16 protein-coding genes and 1 pseudogene are annotated in these 14090 nt (G+C 44.7%); 6 read left to right on the top strand and 11 right to left on the bottom strand.

The genetic code is table 11. The annotated features are described in order from the left end of the window. Positions 1-278: pseudogene (locus H8S55_RS13295) on the bottom strand (recombinase family protein); the annotation flags it as partial. A 505-nt stretch (positions 279-783) separates the two neighbouring features. Here H8S55_RS13295 and H8S55_RS13290 point away from each other — a divergent pair. Continuing rightward, complete coding sequence (locus H8S55_RS13290) at positions 784-1299, top strand: hypothetical protein (protein WP_009252105.1); 516 nt, start codon at positions 784-786, stop codon at positions 1297-1299. Between the two features lie 47 nt (positions 1300-1346). Then, entirely contained in the window at positions 1347-2081 is a 735-nt protein-coding gene (locus H8S55_RS13285) for a hypothetical protein (protein ID WP_009252104.1), read from the top strand. 116 nt (positions 2082-2197) lie between these two features. Here H8S55_RS13285 and H8S55_RS13280 read toward each other — a convergent pair whose 3' ends face one another. The 9 genes from H8S55_RS13280 to H8S55_RS13240 form a co-directional block, all read right to left on the bottom strand. After that, complete coding sequence (locus H8S55_RS13280) at positions 2198-3124, bottom strand: DUF1266 domain-containing protein (protein ID WP_002593319.1); 927 nt, start codon at positions 3122-3124, stop codon at positions 2198-2200. Between the two features lie 32 nt (positions 3125-3156). Continuing rightward, positions 3157-4143, bottom strand: coding sequence for a DUF3137 domain-containing protein (locus H8S55_RS13275; protein ID WP_069158903.1), 987 nt, complete (start codon positions 4141-4143; stop codon positions 3157-3159). Between the two features lie 20 nt (positions 4144-4163). Next, on the bottom strand, positions 4164-4907 hold the full coding sequence (locus H8S55_RS13270) for a LemA family protein (protein ID WP_069423126.1): 744 nt from the start codon (positions 4905-4907) through the stop codon (positions 4164-4166). Between the two features lie 118 nt (positions 4908-5025). Then, the gene (gene mobQ / locus H8S55_RS13265) at positions 5026-6723 is read right to left on the bottom strand and encodes a MobQ family relaxase (protein ID WP_069158901.1); all 1698 of its coding nucleotides are present in this window, start codon (positions 6721-6723) and stop codon (positions 5026-5028) included. Further along, the gene (locus tag H8S55_RS13260; RefSeq protein WP_243200620.1) at positions 6635-7114 is read right to left on the bottom strand and encodes a hypothetical protein; all 480 of its coding nucleotides are present in this window, start codon (positions 7112-7114) and stop codon (positions 6635-6637) included. The genes mobQ and H8S55_RS13260 overlap by 89 nt, the downstream gene beginning before the upstream one ends. Continuing rightward, positions 7087-7293: a DUF3847 domain-containing protein gene (locus H8S55_RS13255; RefSeq protein ID WP_002593315.1), complete on the bottom strand. Its 207-nt coding sequence runs from the start codon at positions 7291-7293 to the stop codon at positions 7087-7089. Before H8S55_RS13255 ends, H8S55_RS13260 begins: the two co-directional genes overlap by 28 nt. A gap of 92 nt (positions 7294-7385) precedes the next feature. Further along, positions 7386-9467 carry a recombinase family protein gene (locus tag H8S55_RS13250; RefSeq protein WP_002593314.1) on the bottom strand — a complete coding sequence of 694 codons (2082 nt, stop codon included), beginning with the start codon at positions 9465-9467 and terminating at the stop codon, positions 7386-7388. Next, positions 9464-9679: a transposon-encoded TnpW family protein gene (locus H8S55_RS13245; protein ID WP_002593313.1), complete on the bottom strand. Its 216-nt coding sequence runs from the start codon at positions 9677-9679 to the stop codon at positions 9464-9466. The genes H8S55_RS13250 and H8S55_RS13245 overlap by 4 nt, the downstream gene beginning before the upstream one ends. A gap of 173 nt (positions 9680-9852) precedes the next feature. Next, complete coding sequence (locus tag H8S55_RS13240; RefSeq protein WP_002593312.1) at positions 9853-10221, bottom strand: cysteine-rich VLP protein; 369 nt, start codon at positions 10219-10221, stop codon at positions 9853-9855. A gap of 159 nt (positions 10222-10380) precedes the next feature. On the opposite strand from H8S55_RS13240, the gene H8S55_RS13235 reads away from it, so the two are divergent. The 4 genes from H8S55_RS13235 (at position 10381) to H8S55_RS13220 (ending at position 13623) form a co-directional block, all read left to right on the top strand. Next, positions 10381-11313 (top strand): hypothetical protein, encoded by a 933-nt coding sequence (locus H8S55_RS13235; RefSeq protein WP_002593311.1) that lies wholly within the window; start codon positions 10381-10383, stop codon positions 11311-11313. Between the two features lie 68 nt (positions 11314-11381). Continuing rightward, entirely contained in the window at positions 11382-11660 is a 279-nt protein-coding gene (locus H8S55_RS13230) for a DUF6429 family protein (protein WP_002593310.1), read from the top strand. Between the two features lie 4 nt (positions 11661-11664). Beyond that, entirely contained in the window at positions 11665-12570 is a 906-nt protein-coding gene (locus H8S55_RS13225; RefSeq protein WP_002596348.1) for a hypothetical protein, read from the top strand. 18 nt (positions 12571-12588) lie between these two features. Next, positions 12589-13623: a virulence RhuM family protein gene (locus H8S55_RS13220; protein WP_034591715.1), complete on the top strand. Its 1035-nt coding sequence runs from the start codon at positions 12589-12591 to the stop codon at positions 13621-13623. A 59-nt stretch (positions 13624-13682) separates the two neighbouring features. Here H8S55_RS13220 and H8S55_RS13215 read toward each other — a convergent pair whose 3' ends face one another. After that, complete coding sequence (locus tag H8S55_RS13215; protein ID WP_002593307.1) at positions 13683-14057, bottom strand: TnpV protein; 375 nt, start codon at positions 14055-14057, stop codon at positions 13683-13685. Between the last annotated feature and the right edge of the window lie 33 nt (positions 14058-14090).

The following is a 14090-nucleotide window of genomic DNA, read 5'->3' as shown; positions in this document are numbered from 1 at the left end:
CTGGCACTGTCCACGCCGTCATTGATGGCGATAAGGCGAACGCCACGCTGACGCAGGATTTCCATAATCTGACCGACTTTCAGATAGTCACGACCCATGCGGCTCATGTCCTTGATACACAGATACTCCACATTTCCGGCTTCAACCTCTTTCATCATTGCCAGAAATCCGGGACGGTCAAAGCAAGTGCCGCTAATGCCATCGTCCGTGAAATGGACAATGTTCGTAAACCCCTGCCGTGCGGCGAACTCCTCCAACATTGCTTTTTGAGACGAGATTTGTCAAGGATAATTTCTGCGAAATATAATAGATTCATGGAACATATAACAAACAAGGCTTTCTCTGTAAGTTTTCCCTTCTTACACCGCTAATGACAGCAACGGAGCCAATACCAGTACCAGAGGGACTACGCAAAGCACAAACCTATCCAAGACAATTTGATGAAGCTGTACCGGGTGAAATCTGTTGTGGACAGCGCACGCCGCCAGCAGGAGCAGACACAGCACCGGGACAGGGATATGGAGCGGTAAACAGGAAGATACTTCCCATTTCCCAGCAATAATGATAAAATAAAATTGGAAGTTTAACACCACTCTCACCTCAAATGGAACAGAAACGTGATATGGAGCAACCGAAATATGGACAATGTAATTTGTTTGAGTAACCAGATAAGTGATCCCCCAAATTTTCCACGATGCTCCAGACATGATACACTGCTGACAACATTTGGATGCCAGATCTGCAATAATGAAATTCTTAAATGATGGGAGGAATTTGAGGAAAATGGCTGCGAAATTTGAAGTTTACATTGCAAGCAAAAAATATCCCAGCATTAAAATGTGCGAAACGATATTTCCTATTGTCGGCAAGATACAATTTTCAGAAAAATGTATTGTTTGGAATGGCTGGCTGCCAACAAAAGAAGATGTGCTTTACACGCAAGATGATGAACAAATTGAACGGTGCGTATTAAATGGCAAAGTCGTTTCTTTCGATGGAAAAGCAGGCTCTTATATCATTGGAGCAAGGCAATACTTTGAAAATGGAGTATTTTCTACTGAATTATGGTTCGACACATCTTATTTCCCGGAATTAGATGCCAATATATCAAATGAATTTTGCAATTCTTTTTGCCAGTTGACCAAACAGAATATATTGGGGCTGTGTATAGTGGCAGAAATTAAATTTTTTGCGATGGGGACAGAGATGTGTGTTGATTATTCTGAACGATTGGATGAGAGTATCAAAAAAAGTCACAATGTTATGTGCTATTGGAGTAAGAAAGCCAGCAGGGACTAAAGAGCAATTACCATAAACCAAGCACAGGCTTTAAGGAGGGAGAGACGATGACCCACAAAGGAAAAAGGCGGCTCGTGATATTTTTGTGCGCGGCGGCGGTTATTCTTGTGGCGGCGGGGATCGTTCGGGTCAAGCTGCACCCGCCCCGTCCGCTCCATGAGCAGATCGCAGATTATATGTACCATTCCCGTACAGACCCAAAGCTGGAATACCTCATCGAGAAGTATGGCGATGAATTTGTTGCGACAGAGTACGGAAGTATTCAATCCACACGATTTCCGGGGCTATATGTACGTTTGAGATGGTCGGAGGAAGCGCAGACATATACAGACAACTATATTGTCTATTTAAGACGAGAAGATTTGCGAGCTATTTTAGCGCCTACTGTGCAGGAAATTTACGATGATTGCAAAGTATTTATTGCACCTTACACCCCATCTCCTGACTTTGATAAAAACACTACGGCTGAAGAATTACTCACAACTTTTGGTATGGGACGAAACCCGGTCGTTTCTCTTTGGATTTATACGAAAGATGATACAGTAGGAAAAGACACAGATATGCAGCAATTAACATCAAAGATACAGGCGATGGGCTATTCTGTAGATGTAGGTGTCTATTATCTATCAGAAGAAAACTATGAAGTAGTCAATGAGGACGATTATCTCAATTATAATATTGGTGCGCATCAAGATTTTTATGAATATTTTGAGAACGTTTATATTTATCCAGACAGTTTTGAACTGATTTTAAGTGACTGGAAAGAAGAAAGCAGCAAATAGCACTACACGCCCCCACCTCTGGACACTTTGTCCAGCCAGAAACGGAAAACCGAACACCACCCACCAAGGCGCGGCAGACAGGCCGCGCCTTTCCCATACCCAAAACTGAATACGAACTATCCATGATTATAATATTTTTGGTATTCCGGCAGAATACCGTATTCATTGGTAATAACCTCTTTGGAGAGGGGCTGGTCGAACGGGACAGCGAGGTATGGAGAGCTCTGGAAGGGTTTTCTTCCTTGCCAGAGCTGTTCATATAACTTCCAGCGTTCTGCCGTCATGGAGTTTGGATTGCTTTGATCCTCATGCTTCCAAAATTGTCCGCCCAGAAGATAGCTCTCCATCATTTCTTCCCAGTTCTGAAAAAAAGCCTGCGCCTTTGTCCCAGCATCTACACACAAATCCAACATTTCCTTCATATTGATGTAGCCTGCCAGATAGCAACATTGCGTGATATATGCGCAGCGTCCCATATCCCAGCCTAACAGGGCATTTTCCCCATAACGCCGCCATGCTGTCAGCATTTTCGGCAGGTAGCTATCTTCATCGGCTTTTGGATTAGTTTTGCGGGCCTCCTCAATGAGCTGGACTTCTGTAGCATCCTTATATTTATGCGACAAGAGTTCCATTTTCCTCCGATAGCTGGCACGCATTCCCTCGTCGATCAGGCTGCGCATTTCCTTTATAGCTGTCTCATGTCCTTGAATGCCCCAATAATCCCACAGCATTGTTTTAATACTTTCCCGGTCAAATTCGTTATTGTACCGCCAGCCAGCCAGTAGATGAAAATTTGTATGTTGACTTGCTGCAATCAGGATCGACCCTGCGGCATTCATCCAGCGCAATGTAGGGGATAGGGGATTATACTTCTCCATCCGTCTTTGCTTCGATTTATAGATATGATACAGAATACCGGCAAGACCAAGCCCTATGACTAAAGTAGCGGCCAGGGCGATAAAAGCCGTCATATCCCCTGTCAGAAAACAGAGGATGCCTATTCCAATAACAAGCAGGATAACGAACACAATCATGCATCCCATATGATATCTTCCTCCTTTCAGGGACTGCCTTCTTATTTCGGACTGCTTTGTCCGGCTCTGATGAGAATTTCCTTTGCACTGCGGAGAATCGCCGTATCGCCAGCAATCTTTTGACGCTGTTCTTCAACAGGGATGTCGATGTAAATATGAAAAGGATTGCGAAGCTGGCTGCAAGTTACATACAGGGATTTTTCAGAAAAGGAAAGATAAACATTTCCTTCCATAGCTTCCTGAAAAGCTGTAATCTGCTCCATCACCTGGGGGGTCAGGATGTAAAAAGCATTCTGCTCGTTCTCTGCAAACACTGCAAAATTTTCGTTGAATACACTGTTTTCTGTCTGAATTGGCAGCGGGACTCTGGTTTCCCTGAGTTTAGACAGAGCTTTTTTGGAAAACACCTGGACAAAGCCCTCACTGATCTTCCGATTATCAAAACAGGAAAAAACAATGACCTGTCCCTCAAACAGAATTTTTGGAGTAGAACTTCTTGCGGAAGCTTTTTCGCCAGTGCAGACATTGACAGCCCGGAAGGGAACTCCATCCAGCTTGCCGGACAGTTCATCCGACGATTGATAAAAGACCGACTGACCTCCGGGGATTAACTTTAAACGGTTCATTTCCTCATAAGAAAGACCGCCTCCGGCATTGTAGCGCAATTCGGAAAAATCCGGCAGTTGTCGGAGAGTGTCCAACACATATTTGTTTTTGAAATTGATACAAAAGAGGTCATAAGCTTTTTTATAGACCAGCATATAGTAAAAACCAAAAATGACACCCGCAAAAATCACGCTGAGCATCAGGTTTCCTACCAGCATCCAAAAGGCTCCCTGAGTTGCCGGATCTCCCCATCCATATTCTCTGATGGAGGCAAACAAAAATCGGTTTTTTACCAATGTCAATCCTATAAACAAAATCAAGCATACCGGAAACAGTTTCCGCAGGATTTTATGTTTTTTAACAGCGTTCTGCCGCAGCCGTTCCAGCTTGACACCGCTGATATTCTGTTCCACCATTTTCATACATCTTTTTCCCTTTCTTCTTAAAACTGCAGCTTAAAGTCTTTTTTCTTTTCTTCCACAGTGTAGAACTTCGCTTCTTTCATGCCATGAAGTTTTGCTAAAAGCAGGTAGGGAAATGTGTTAATTCTCTGGTTATACAAAGATGCGTTAGAGTTGTACAACCGTCTCGCCGCTTGTAAGTGTTCCTCTGCATCAAAAATATCCTGCTGGAAATGCTGCATGGACGCATAGGAATAAAGGGTTGGGTATTGCTCAGCCAGTGCATTGATGGCAGAGTTGACCCCGGTGAGTCCCTGCTGGGCGGAAGTAAGCAAGCCGAGTTTCCGATCCAGACTTACCTGATGTCCGATCAGCCCGTCGTCCCCCATCCCCGGTGTTTCCGCTCCAAAAGAATGATCCTGCCCTCGCTGCTGTTCCAACTGCCGCCGGATTGTTTCCATCTGCTTTTGCTGTTCGGCAATCGTCTCGCTGATCGCTTTGACCGCTTCCTCAGACAGTTGTTTCTTTTCCTGAAATATGCTTTCGTTCAGTTCTTTCCCCGCGCGGGTAGATGTGACTTCGGTGTAGATCTGATACTCATGCGCCAGATACTTTTTTACTGCCTCAATTTCTTCTGACAGCATATCGTAGCGTTTCTCCAAAGCAACATCTATGCCTGCACTCCCTTCCTGCACCTTGACGAATAGCCGCTTCAGACGGTTATACATCCTGACATAGCAGAGCACCAGCAGAGTAATGGTAATTACTGAGATTAGAATTCCCATATCCTGTTCCTCCTTGTTTTGATATTTTCCATTTGCGTATATTATAATGCAACTCCCTGCCAAAATAAAGCATAAAAAGAATTGTACAAATGTTTTCTCTTATTATTGAAGCAGTGTTTTATCGCTCCTGCTCTTTGTATTTGGCTTTTTTCTGCTGCTTTTCTGGCTGCTGTTTTTGCTGCAGGTGTTCTTGAATAGAGCGTACTTCTGTTTCTTCCCCCAATAATTCAGAAACATCACGCTTGCTGTCAAGCAGGATAAGCGGATCAAATTTTTCTCCATATGCCGCTTTGATCTTGGAAGTGGCAGATTGAATCTTCTCCCCCTGTAAGGCGATCCGCTGTTCGGAAAGTTCTGCTGAATCCACATTTTTTGCCTGCTCCTTTAATTCTGAGAACTGCTTTAAGGCATCCTCCAACTCAGCAGCATATTTTTCTTCCTGCTTTGTCAGCCGTTTCAAATTTTCCTCCATAGCCGAAACACTCTTTTTAACCTCAGCAATTCCAGTATCCTCACTACAATCAAATGAACTGAGGAGCATCGTCTTTTCGGATCTCAGTTCTTCTAAATCTTCCGTCAGTTCGGCAATCTGTTTTGCCAAATCATTATGAGCAACAAACTGATAAAATGGTGTCGCTTTCTTTTCTGTAAGCAGCGTTTTCCGTTCTTTGGTCGTATTTTTAATCTGCTGTACCAGTACGGAATATCGCTCTAAGTCGGGCTTCAGCACATTCAGGCTTTCCGATAATTTGTGCTTTCCAAAACCGGCATAGCGAATCTGATAGCAAAAAATAACCATGTTCGCCCGTAAGGACTCCATTGCTTCTGCAAGAGCAGGAACAGATGCTTTAACTACCTGAATCAACTTCTTGACCGTTGCTTTCAGCTCACAGAGCAACGCATTGTCTGCCTTAATCTGACGATTTAACTCACAGCGGTCAGAAACAATTCCCTTTTTCTCCAATGCTCTTGCAACCACACCCTCGTGAATAGTAGGTTGTTCATCAAGTTCCCGTTCTGCATGACTGCGGTGGTCAATGCGTTCTTTGTGTCCAGCACGCTCCAAATGGCGGTTCGTTACATCAGCCCACGCTGCTCTCCATAAAACAAGTTGTTCTTCGCTGTTCCAACGCTCAGCAATAGGATTTTGTCTGCCGTATTTCGTGCTTTTGGGATATTTCGATACCCGTTCATAGCCTTTTTCTTCAGCAGCAGAAGCAGTCATATAAACCTTTTTCTTTCCTACCTTATACTGGTATTGCTTTTCCCATCCCTCTGTCTGTGCCGTCTTAAACTCATCCGCAGTAAATCCTTGTTCCTCTCCATTTTTCACACAGAGATATTCCTTCTGTGTCTTATATTGCCAGTTTCCTTTTTCATCTAACGGGCGCACTGTCAGCATGATATGAGCATGGGGATTGTGACCGGGAGGATATGGATCATGAATTGCCACATCCGCACACATACCATCATCTACAAAGGTTCCAGAAATAAAATCAGACAGCAGCTTTTCCCACTGTGTTTCGTTCTGCTCAATCGGCAAAGCGACCACAAATTCACGGGCAAGGCGGCTGTCTTTTGTCTTTTCATTTTCTTCCACGGCGTTCCAAAGCACGCTCCGTTCTTTCCATTCTGATGGGGCAAACTCTGGTAGGAACACCTCCTGCCAGACAAGACCTTTTTTACGGGTGTAATCGTGCTGAATCCCGTCATAGTCATTCAGTATTTTAGAACAACTTAAATACGCTGCCGCAGCGACTGCACTTCGCCCTGCACCACGGCTGACTATTTTTGCTTCCAGATGATAGATTGCCATTTGGCTTCACCGTCCTTTCTTTCTGTTTCTCTTTTGAAAAGAGAAAATGGGTGTCGCCGAGAATGCGATACCCATAACTGCGTAAAAGCTGCCAGTGGCAGGTTTTCGCAGGCAGGCGGCGAGATGGGGTGGCAATATGCCACCTCATCGTTTTGCTGATAGAGCAAATATAGAGCCGACTGCACAGGGAATGTTCGCTTGCGACATTGCCTGCCCCCTCTGGAGAACTGTCTGAAAGACAGTTCGTGAAGAGCGCACGAGCCCGACCAACGGGAGGGATACCACCGCCTGCTTTGCAGGTGGTGAGTAAGTGCGCCCTTCGGGAAAAAGAAAAAGCGACCGATAGCCGGTCGCTCATAAAAATCATCGGATTGGTTTGAATACTTCGCATAAAAAATCCTCCAACTGTTCCAAAGTCATCTGTGTTGTCTGCGGTAATGCTTTCTCTAAAATCGCACCTTCCTGAACCAGCCGCCGTGTCCGTGCTTTTCGCTCTTTCTGTCGGTCACGCATCTCGGCTTCTTCCAATCTGTGCTTCGCCTGTAAAAGCTTCTTTTCATTTTCTGTCATAGGTTTTATTCCTTTCTGCCGTATCCGGCTGAAAACGCAAAGAAGGCGGCTCATGAGATTTTATTCTCACAAGTCGCCTTCAGCGTCATTTATTATGCTGTTTTCTGTTTTTGCCCGTTTTCTTTAATAGGCGGGGCATCAAGCAATACTGGTTCGTTCTTTTTTATTTGCTTCGCAACATTGCGTTCTTTCTGCATCCTGCGGTTTGCTTCCGTCCTGCAATCATCACAACAGTATTTTACATCTCTCCGTGTAGCGGTAAAAGTTTTTCCGCAGTTCTCGCAGACACATTCCCGCTTTCGGTTTTCCGCTGCTTCCTGACGGTAAAATTTAGTACGGCACTTCGGACTGCAAAACAGAGTATTTGACCGCTTGGATTCAAATTCTTCACCACAGCATTTACAGATTAGCTGAAATGGCTGACCAACTGCGTGCTCACCAGCCTTGATTTTTTGGTAGCGTTCCCGGCTCTTGATGCGGTGTCTGCGAAGCTGTTCCTGCCGCTTGATCTCCTCCGGTGTCAGATCCGGTTCGGGCAGTTCAAACCGTCCGATAAATTTCAGATAAATCTCAACCTCCTGCACCCGATCCCCGTCAATCTTTTCCGGGGCGTGGACAATGATTTTTTCAATAAACTCATTGATCATTGGAGTAGTCAGTTCGGAAAAGTCGGTGTACTTCTTTGCCAGTGAAAGGAACTGCTCCGCACGGTCAGTATCTTCCTCAAAAGAGGACAGATGCGATTCTGCATCCGATACAGATGTGACAAGAGCTTTCTGCTCCGCTTCGTATTCTGCAAGCAGAGTATCAAAGCGCTCATCGGTAATGCGCCCAATGGCAAAAGATTCGTAGAGCTTTTTGATAATGGTATCAAGCTCGGCAATACGCCTACGGTCTTTGTTCAACTTGCGTTTGGTATCCTTTGCGACTTCCGCCTGTCTGATTTGAGAAGCAGAACGCACCTTTTTCATAAACTCATCCTGATTGGCGATGGCAAAGGCGCTGGCTGTTCGGATGGTTTCCAAAACAAGCTCTCTGACCGCTTTTGTCCGAATATAGTGACCGCTGCAAGCATGAGTGCGCTTTTGATGTGCCAATGTGTAGGCGGAGCAATCATAAAAATCAGAGGGATAGGGATTGCTCTTCGTACCGCCTTTGGAACGGTGATTGGTCATTTTCGCTCCGCAGTCAGCACAGAACAGAAGTCCAGTCAGCGGATTGGCTTCGCCAAGCGTATCGTGGCGTCTCGGTGTCTTTCGCAGTTTCTGTGCAAGCTCCCACATTTCCTTATCTACAATCGCTTCGTGGGTGTTCTCAAAAATTAGCCAGTCCTCCTGCGGATTCATAACCGGATTTTTGTCCTTGTAGGACTGCTTGTGAGAACGGAAATTGACCGTATGCCCCATATATTCGGGCTTGGAGAGAATCTGCCCAACGATATAACCACTCCAGTTATAAGGGTTGGGAAATTCCTCTTTACTTTTCCAGACGCCACGCCCCTGCTTTGCGGCGTAGACCGCAGGAGTTTCCACCTTATCGTCATAGAGGATACGGGCGATGTCATAAGGACCGTTTCCCTCGATGGTCAGCCGGAAAATGCGGCGGACAACCGCAGCGGCTTCCTCATCGATATACCAACTGTACTTATCACCCGGCATTTTCTTGTAGCCATAAATGGCACAGTTGGTGGTAGGCTTGCCGGATTCGCCTTTCACACGGATCGCTGTTTTCTGCTTGCGGCTCAAATCACGAAGATACCACTCGTTCATAATGTTGAGGAACGGGGCAAACTCATTGCTGTTCTGATCGTCGCTGTCCACGCTGTTGGCAATCGCCACAAAGTGAACATGATGCTGACGGAAGAATACCTCCGTGTAAAAGCCTGTTTGCAGATAATCACGCCCCGCCCTGCTCATATCTTTTACAATGACATGAGCAACTTTGCCCGCTTCGATGTCTGCAATAAGCTGTTTCCAAGCGGGACGCTCAAAATTTCCTCCACTCCAACCGTCATCGGTATAGTGCTGACAGTTCGTATAACCTTTCTGATGGGCATAGCTTTCAAGGTATTTTTTCTGATTGACAATACTGTTGCTATCACCAGTCTGGTCATCATCACGGGACAGCCTTTCATATAAAGCTGTGATTTTTCCTTCAGTCTGTTTTACGCTCATGATGCGCTCCTTTCAGACTGTCGGCTCATTTGTGGTGAATCTATTATACCACAAGTTCCGCCAGTTGTAACCGTTTCATTGCGAATCATCCGTAAAATTTTATCCTCCATCGTTTCCTTCTCTGTATCACTGAATACTACTTTAACTTTATAGGTGGTGCCGCCAATGCGGCGAGTCATATAAGAAAAATTACTGTTCTCGTTTTTTGCCATAGGCAGTTACCTCCGTGTTGAAATGTTCATTGTTTTTTCGTATAATAGGTTTAGTTCCGGCACGGTGTAACCATTTGCATGGTTAAAATCGAGCAAAAGGTATTCACACCCTGCCAATACAGAAATGCCCTCAAAAAAGCCTTGCGGCACAAGGCTTTCCGAGGGCAAAAGCGTTACATCTGTTGTTGTTTCTCCCGATACTTACGCACCCTTGCTGCTGTCTGCTTACGGCGAGCTTCTTCGGCACAGCGCTGTGAGCAGTACACCCGTTTTCCGTCAGTTGGGAACGGCTTGCCGCATTGTTTACAATGAGTGGTCGATATTTGCGTGAATACGGCTTCCAATCCTGCATCTTCCGGCAGGACAGACTTGCGGAAATATCTGCATAGTGCGCTGTTGGTAAAGCAGATACCCAACATTGGACAGTCACAGTCCAATGGCAGGCAGCCGTACTCTTTGTCGTAGTTGGCACAGAGAGAAGTAACCAGCTTCTTGATCCGCTGCTTCTCCCTGCCCGTCAGCTCACGATAATTGTTTGACATAGGCGGTTTCCTCCTTTCATTCAGTGTCGAAAGTAATCTAATAACAGGCAAAATAGGTTACCTCCTCACTTATAGGAGAAATACAGGGTACTTAGCGGAACTGTTTTTATGGAGAATCCAAAAAAATTTCAAAAATATTTTTGAAGGGAGGTGTCTGCGGTGTTTGACGATCCCGAACGATATGAACATGACGGTTTTTATGAAGAAGATACTGACTATGAAGATGAATATGAAGCGGACGATTCCGATTACATAGTCGATGACGAAGAAAATGAAAACGCCCTTTGGGACGATGAGGAAGAAGAACCCGCTGACGATCTTCCCGAAAAGAAGCGAAGGAAGCGGAAGAACCAAGTTGTTCTTGCTGACAATGATACAGATACCGAAGAAACCGAATTATCCGAACAGGTCAGACGGCAGATTACAAAAGAAAAACAGCTCATCGAAGAACTGGAAGCCGACGCCGAGGAACATCCCTTTGAGGATGGTACTGACGAGGAAGAACTGGAGCGTAAGAAGCTCAAACGAGAACTGCGGGCAGAAGCCCTTGCACGATTGGAGGATTCCGCCAGAACACAGCGGGAGTTTGAAAATGTGATTGCATGGTGGGACAGGCTGGACGCTAATCGGGAGCGTAGGGAACGCTATCATGAACTCAGCAGAAGCGGCGATGATGTTCCTCTTGATTACGGGGCATCTGCCAATGAACTCTTTTTTCCGGATACGCTAAATGATGTGCTGGAAAAGCAGATACGAAAAGGTGATTTCATTGACGCAATTTTCTACTGTCCTTACGATATACATGAACTTGTAACGGAAGAATACCTATCCAAAATTCTCTGGGAATTGACTGAGGAACACAAAGAGCTGCTCTTTCTCTGTGCTGTCCGGTTGTTTAGCTCAATAAGGATCGCTAAAATACGGAATCAAAGCGACCGGAACATCCGCAAGGTGCGTGGCACGATGCTCAAAAAGATACGAAAAAAGCTGCTTCCTGCACTTTTGGATAAGGTAGAAAAGCAACAGCCAATGACCTTATTGGAGAAAGATTTTTTAGAAGAATCCAGAATGGAGATTGATTCAGGGGAATAGAAATCGTATAATCGATAATATAAAACAGAGTTATTCAGGTTACAATATGAAGTGAGGAATAGACTGATATGGGAAATATAAAAGCAGAAGAAGCAATGAGGGAATTAACACTGATGCTGTTATACCTCTCCCGCTTTACACAGAGAGAAAAGTTTCACGAAGCAACCGATTTTTATGCATGGAAAGGCTACGATTTTGATATACTGAACGAATTGGACGATGCAGACTATATCCGGCAGGGAAATCATCCGTCCCGTTCCAAATCGGTATATATTACGGAAAGCGGTATGGAACAGGCAAAAGAGCTTTTATCCAAATATGGTATCAGTGATTGGAAACAGGGGTGAGAAAATGAAGAACCTTTTTGAACGCACCAGTTCTAATTGGGTGCGGTATAGTGAATATGAATGGAAGGCGGCAGAGGACGGAACTCTGTATCTCACGCCCACCAAAACGGCGCAACCGAGTATTTATGATCCGCTGGCAGAGTATCAGAAAATTGTATTGGATGCCATCAACATAGGACGCATGGGTATGAGCAAAAAGCCGGATGCCGAAATTCAGAAGGCTATCCAGCAATTTGCGGTGAAATACGGCTTGTTTGGACTGATGACTGCGTTACCTACCACACCAAACTTTATGGAATATGAGGCGGTGTATCTGCCGAAAAACCACTTTATCAAAAAAGAAACTATGTCCACGGAAAAATATCTGGCACTGTTCTTTCCATTTGACAAATTGGATGTGATCAAGCGTGGTATCGAGTCCATGTGGAACATCCAAAATGACCGTGTTATGATGGCACTGGCTTTGACCATGACAGATAAGCCGATGGCGGTCAACATGAGCTTTCAGCGGGAATATGCGGAGCGATATGAATGGATAAAACAGCAGTTCATCGACTGGGCGTTTACCTATATCAACAGTTTCCTTTATTATGAGGATTATGATACACTGAACGATGAAACCCGGCAGATGATGCAGCAGAGCATGGCGGCATTTGGCGGCATCGCTCCAACTTATCATATAGCCCTTTTGGATAAGCCGACGATTATTTGGGATTTTCACTCTCTCATGCTTGGAGTTCAGATGATGTTCAGCTTTATGCTGACCGACAGCGAAAACCCGATTAAGCTTTGCAGGCATTGTACCAAAGCTTTTGTCGCAAGCAGACCAAGTGCTGTATTTTGCAGCCCGCAGTGCAAGAACAAGCATAATGTTTACAAAAGCAGAGCGAGAAACAAAAGTGAAGAATAGGAAGGGAATGGAATGGATATGAACGAAGAATATGGGCTAACTCCTTATGAAACAAGGGAAATCCTGTTTTATAAAACTGATAATGGTGAAGTTCGGGTTGAAATCCTTTTATATCAGGAAAACTTGTGGCTGACGCAGGCAAAGATGGCAGAATTATTTGAAGTGCAAAAGGCGGCTATTTCAAAACATTTGAAAAATATTTTTGCATCCGGCGAATTGCAGGAAGAAGCAGTTGTTTCCAAAATGGAAACAACTGCGGCAGACGGCAAGCGGTACAATACAAGCTATTACAATCTGGATGCCATTATTGCTGTCGGATACCGTGTTAATTCTAAAAAGGCTACGATGTTCCGCATTTGGGCAAATCGAGTATTAAAAGAATTTATTATTAAAGGCTATGTGATGGACGATGCACGACTGAGAGAACCAGAAAACCTCTTTGGTAAGGACTATTTTGAGGAACAGTTGGAGCGTATTCGTGATATTCGCTCCAGCGAGCGCCGTTTTTATCAAAAAATCACGGACATTTACTCCCAGTGCAGTGCTGACTATGATGTGAACAGTCCTGTTACAAAAGAGTTTTTTGCCACAGTACAGAATAAGCTTCATTACGCTGTCACTCATCATACGGCGGCTGAGATTGTTTATGGACGAGCCGATAGCACGAAACCAAACATGGGCTTGACAACTTGGAAAAATGCTCCGCAGGGGCGTATTCGCAAGTCTGATGTTTCAATCGCCAAAAACTACTTGAACGAAGAAGAAATGATAAATCTGAATGAGATCGTGACAATGTATCTGGACTATGCCGAAAGACAGGCACGGCGAGGAAATATCATGTATATGCAGGATTGGGTTAATCGTTTGGATGCGTTCCTCCAGTTCAACGAAGAAGATATTTTACATGACAAAGGCAAGGTGACCGCTGCCATCGCAAAGGCGTTTGCAGAAAGTGAATTTGAAAAATTCCGTGTTTTGCAGGACAGAACATATCAGAGTGATTTCGACCGTCTTGTGGCAAATATCGAAGAAAACAGCAAACAAACAAAATAAATCAGGAAACCCCACGCTTCCGATTTTATTGTCAGAAGTGTGGGGCTTTTGTATCAGGTTTACAGATCATATACCAATTCGTGCAGAACGATTTCTTCCGCACGGTTACGGATACTGTTCATACGGCGCACCCATTCTATTTGATCAGCCGCTTTGAACGCTTCAGTTACGCCTTCCTGCTTTGCCATAGCTGAAACGATGTTTTCAATGCGCTCGTTGCAGACTTGATCGATTTCAGCTAAATGCTTGAACAGCGTTCCCTCCAGCACATAGTTGTTGTAGAGTATTTTACGGTACTTTTTCAGATAGCTGCGGCGCATACGCCCGTATTTGCCTATCTGATATTCGCCGTCATCCGGCAAAGTAATGTTGGGAATGAAATAATATCCCACTTGACGGTATGTACCGCCCATTTCTTCAAAGATAGTTTTCATAAAATTCAGCTCCTTTTGTGTTGATTTCCAGCG

Origin of the sequence: Flintibacter faecis (assembly GCF_014287875.1) — a bacterium.
Classification (GTDB): domain Bacteria; phylum Bacillota; class Clostridia; order Oscillospirales; family Oscillospiraceae; genus Lawsonibacter; species Lawsonibacter faecis_A.
Note: the sequence above shows the minus strand (reverse complement) of the source record. Positions and strands in the feature narration are given on the sequence as shown.

Excerpts from the sequence above, each read along its gene's own strand:
- H8S55_RS13255 (WP_002593315.1), bottom strand. The coding sequence starts at position 7,293 with ATGACAGAAAATGAAAAGAAGCTTTTACAGGCGAAGCACAGATTGGAA.
- H8S55_RS13225 (WP_002596348.1), top strand. The coding sequence starts at position 11,665 with ATGAAGAACCTTTTTGAACGCACCAGTTCTAATTGGGTGCGGTATAGT.
- H8S55_RS13260 (WP_243200620.1), bottom strand. The coding sequence starts at position 7,114 with ATGCGAAGTATTCAAACCAATCCGATGATTTTTATGAGCGACCGGCTA.
- mobQ (WP_069158901.1), bottom strand. The coding sequence starts at position 6,723 with ATGGCAATCTATCATCTGGAAGCAAAAATAGTCAGCCGTGGTGCAGGG.
- H8S55_RS13275 (WP_069158903.1), bottom strand. The coding sequence starts at position 4,143 with ATGAAAATGGTGGAACAGAATATCAGCGGTGTCAAGCTGGAACGGCTG.
- H8S55_RS13280 (WP_002593319.1), bottom strand. The coding sequence starts at position 3,124 with ATGGGATGCATGATTGTGTTCGTTATCCTGCTTGTTATTGGAATAGGC.
- H8S55_RS13285 (WP_009252104.1), top strand. The coding sequence starts at position 1,347 with ATGACCCACAAAGGAAAAAGGCGGCTCGTGATATTTTTGTGCGCGGCG.
- H8S55_RS13240 (WP_002593312.1), bottom strand. The coding sequence starts at position 10,221 with ATGTCAAACAATTATCGTGAGCTGACGGGCAGGGAGAAGCAGCGGATC.
- H8S55_RS13250 (WP_002593314.1), bottom strand. The coding sequence starts at position 9,467 with ATGAGCGTAAAACAGACTGAAGGAAAAATCACAGCTTTATATGAAAGG.
- H8S55_RS13230 (WP_002593310.1), top strand. The coding sequence starts at position 11,382 with ATGGGAAATATAAAAGCAGAAGAAGCAATGAGGGAATTAACACTGATG.
- H8S55_RS13270 (WP_069423126.1), bottom strand. The coding sequence starts at position 4,907 with ATGGGAATTCTAATCTCAGTAATTACCATTACTCTGCTGGTGCTCTGC.
- H8S55_RS13245 (WP_002593313.1), bottom strand. The coding sequence starts at position 9,679 with ATGGCAAAAAACGAGAACAGTAATTTTTCTTATATGACTCGCCGCATT.
- H8S55_RS13215 (WP_002593307.1), bottom strand. The coding sequence starts at position 14,057 with ATGAAAACTATCTTTGAAGAAATGGGCGGTACATACCGTCAAGTGGGA.
- H8S55_RS13220 (WP_034591715.1), top strand. The coding sequence starts at position 12,589 with ATGAACGAAGAATATGGGCTAACTCCTTATGAAACAAGGGAAATCCTG.
- H8S55_RS13290 (WP_009252105.1), top strand. The coding sequence starts at position 784 with ATGGCTGCGAAATTTGAAGTTTACATTGCAAGCAAAAAATATCCCAGC.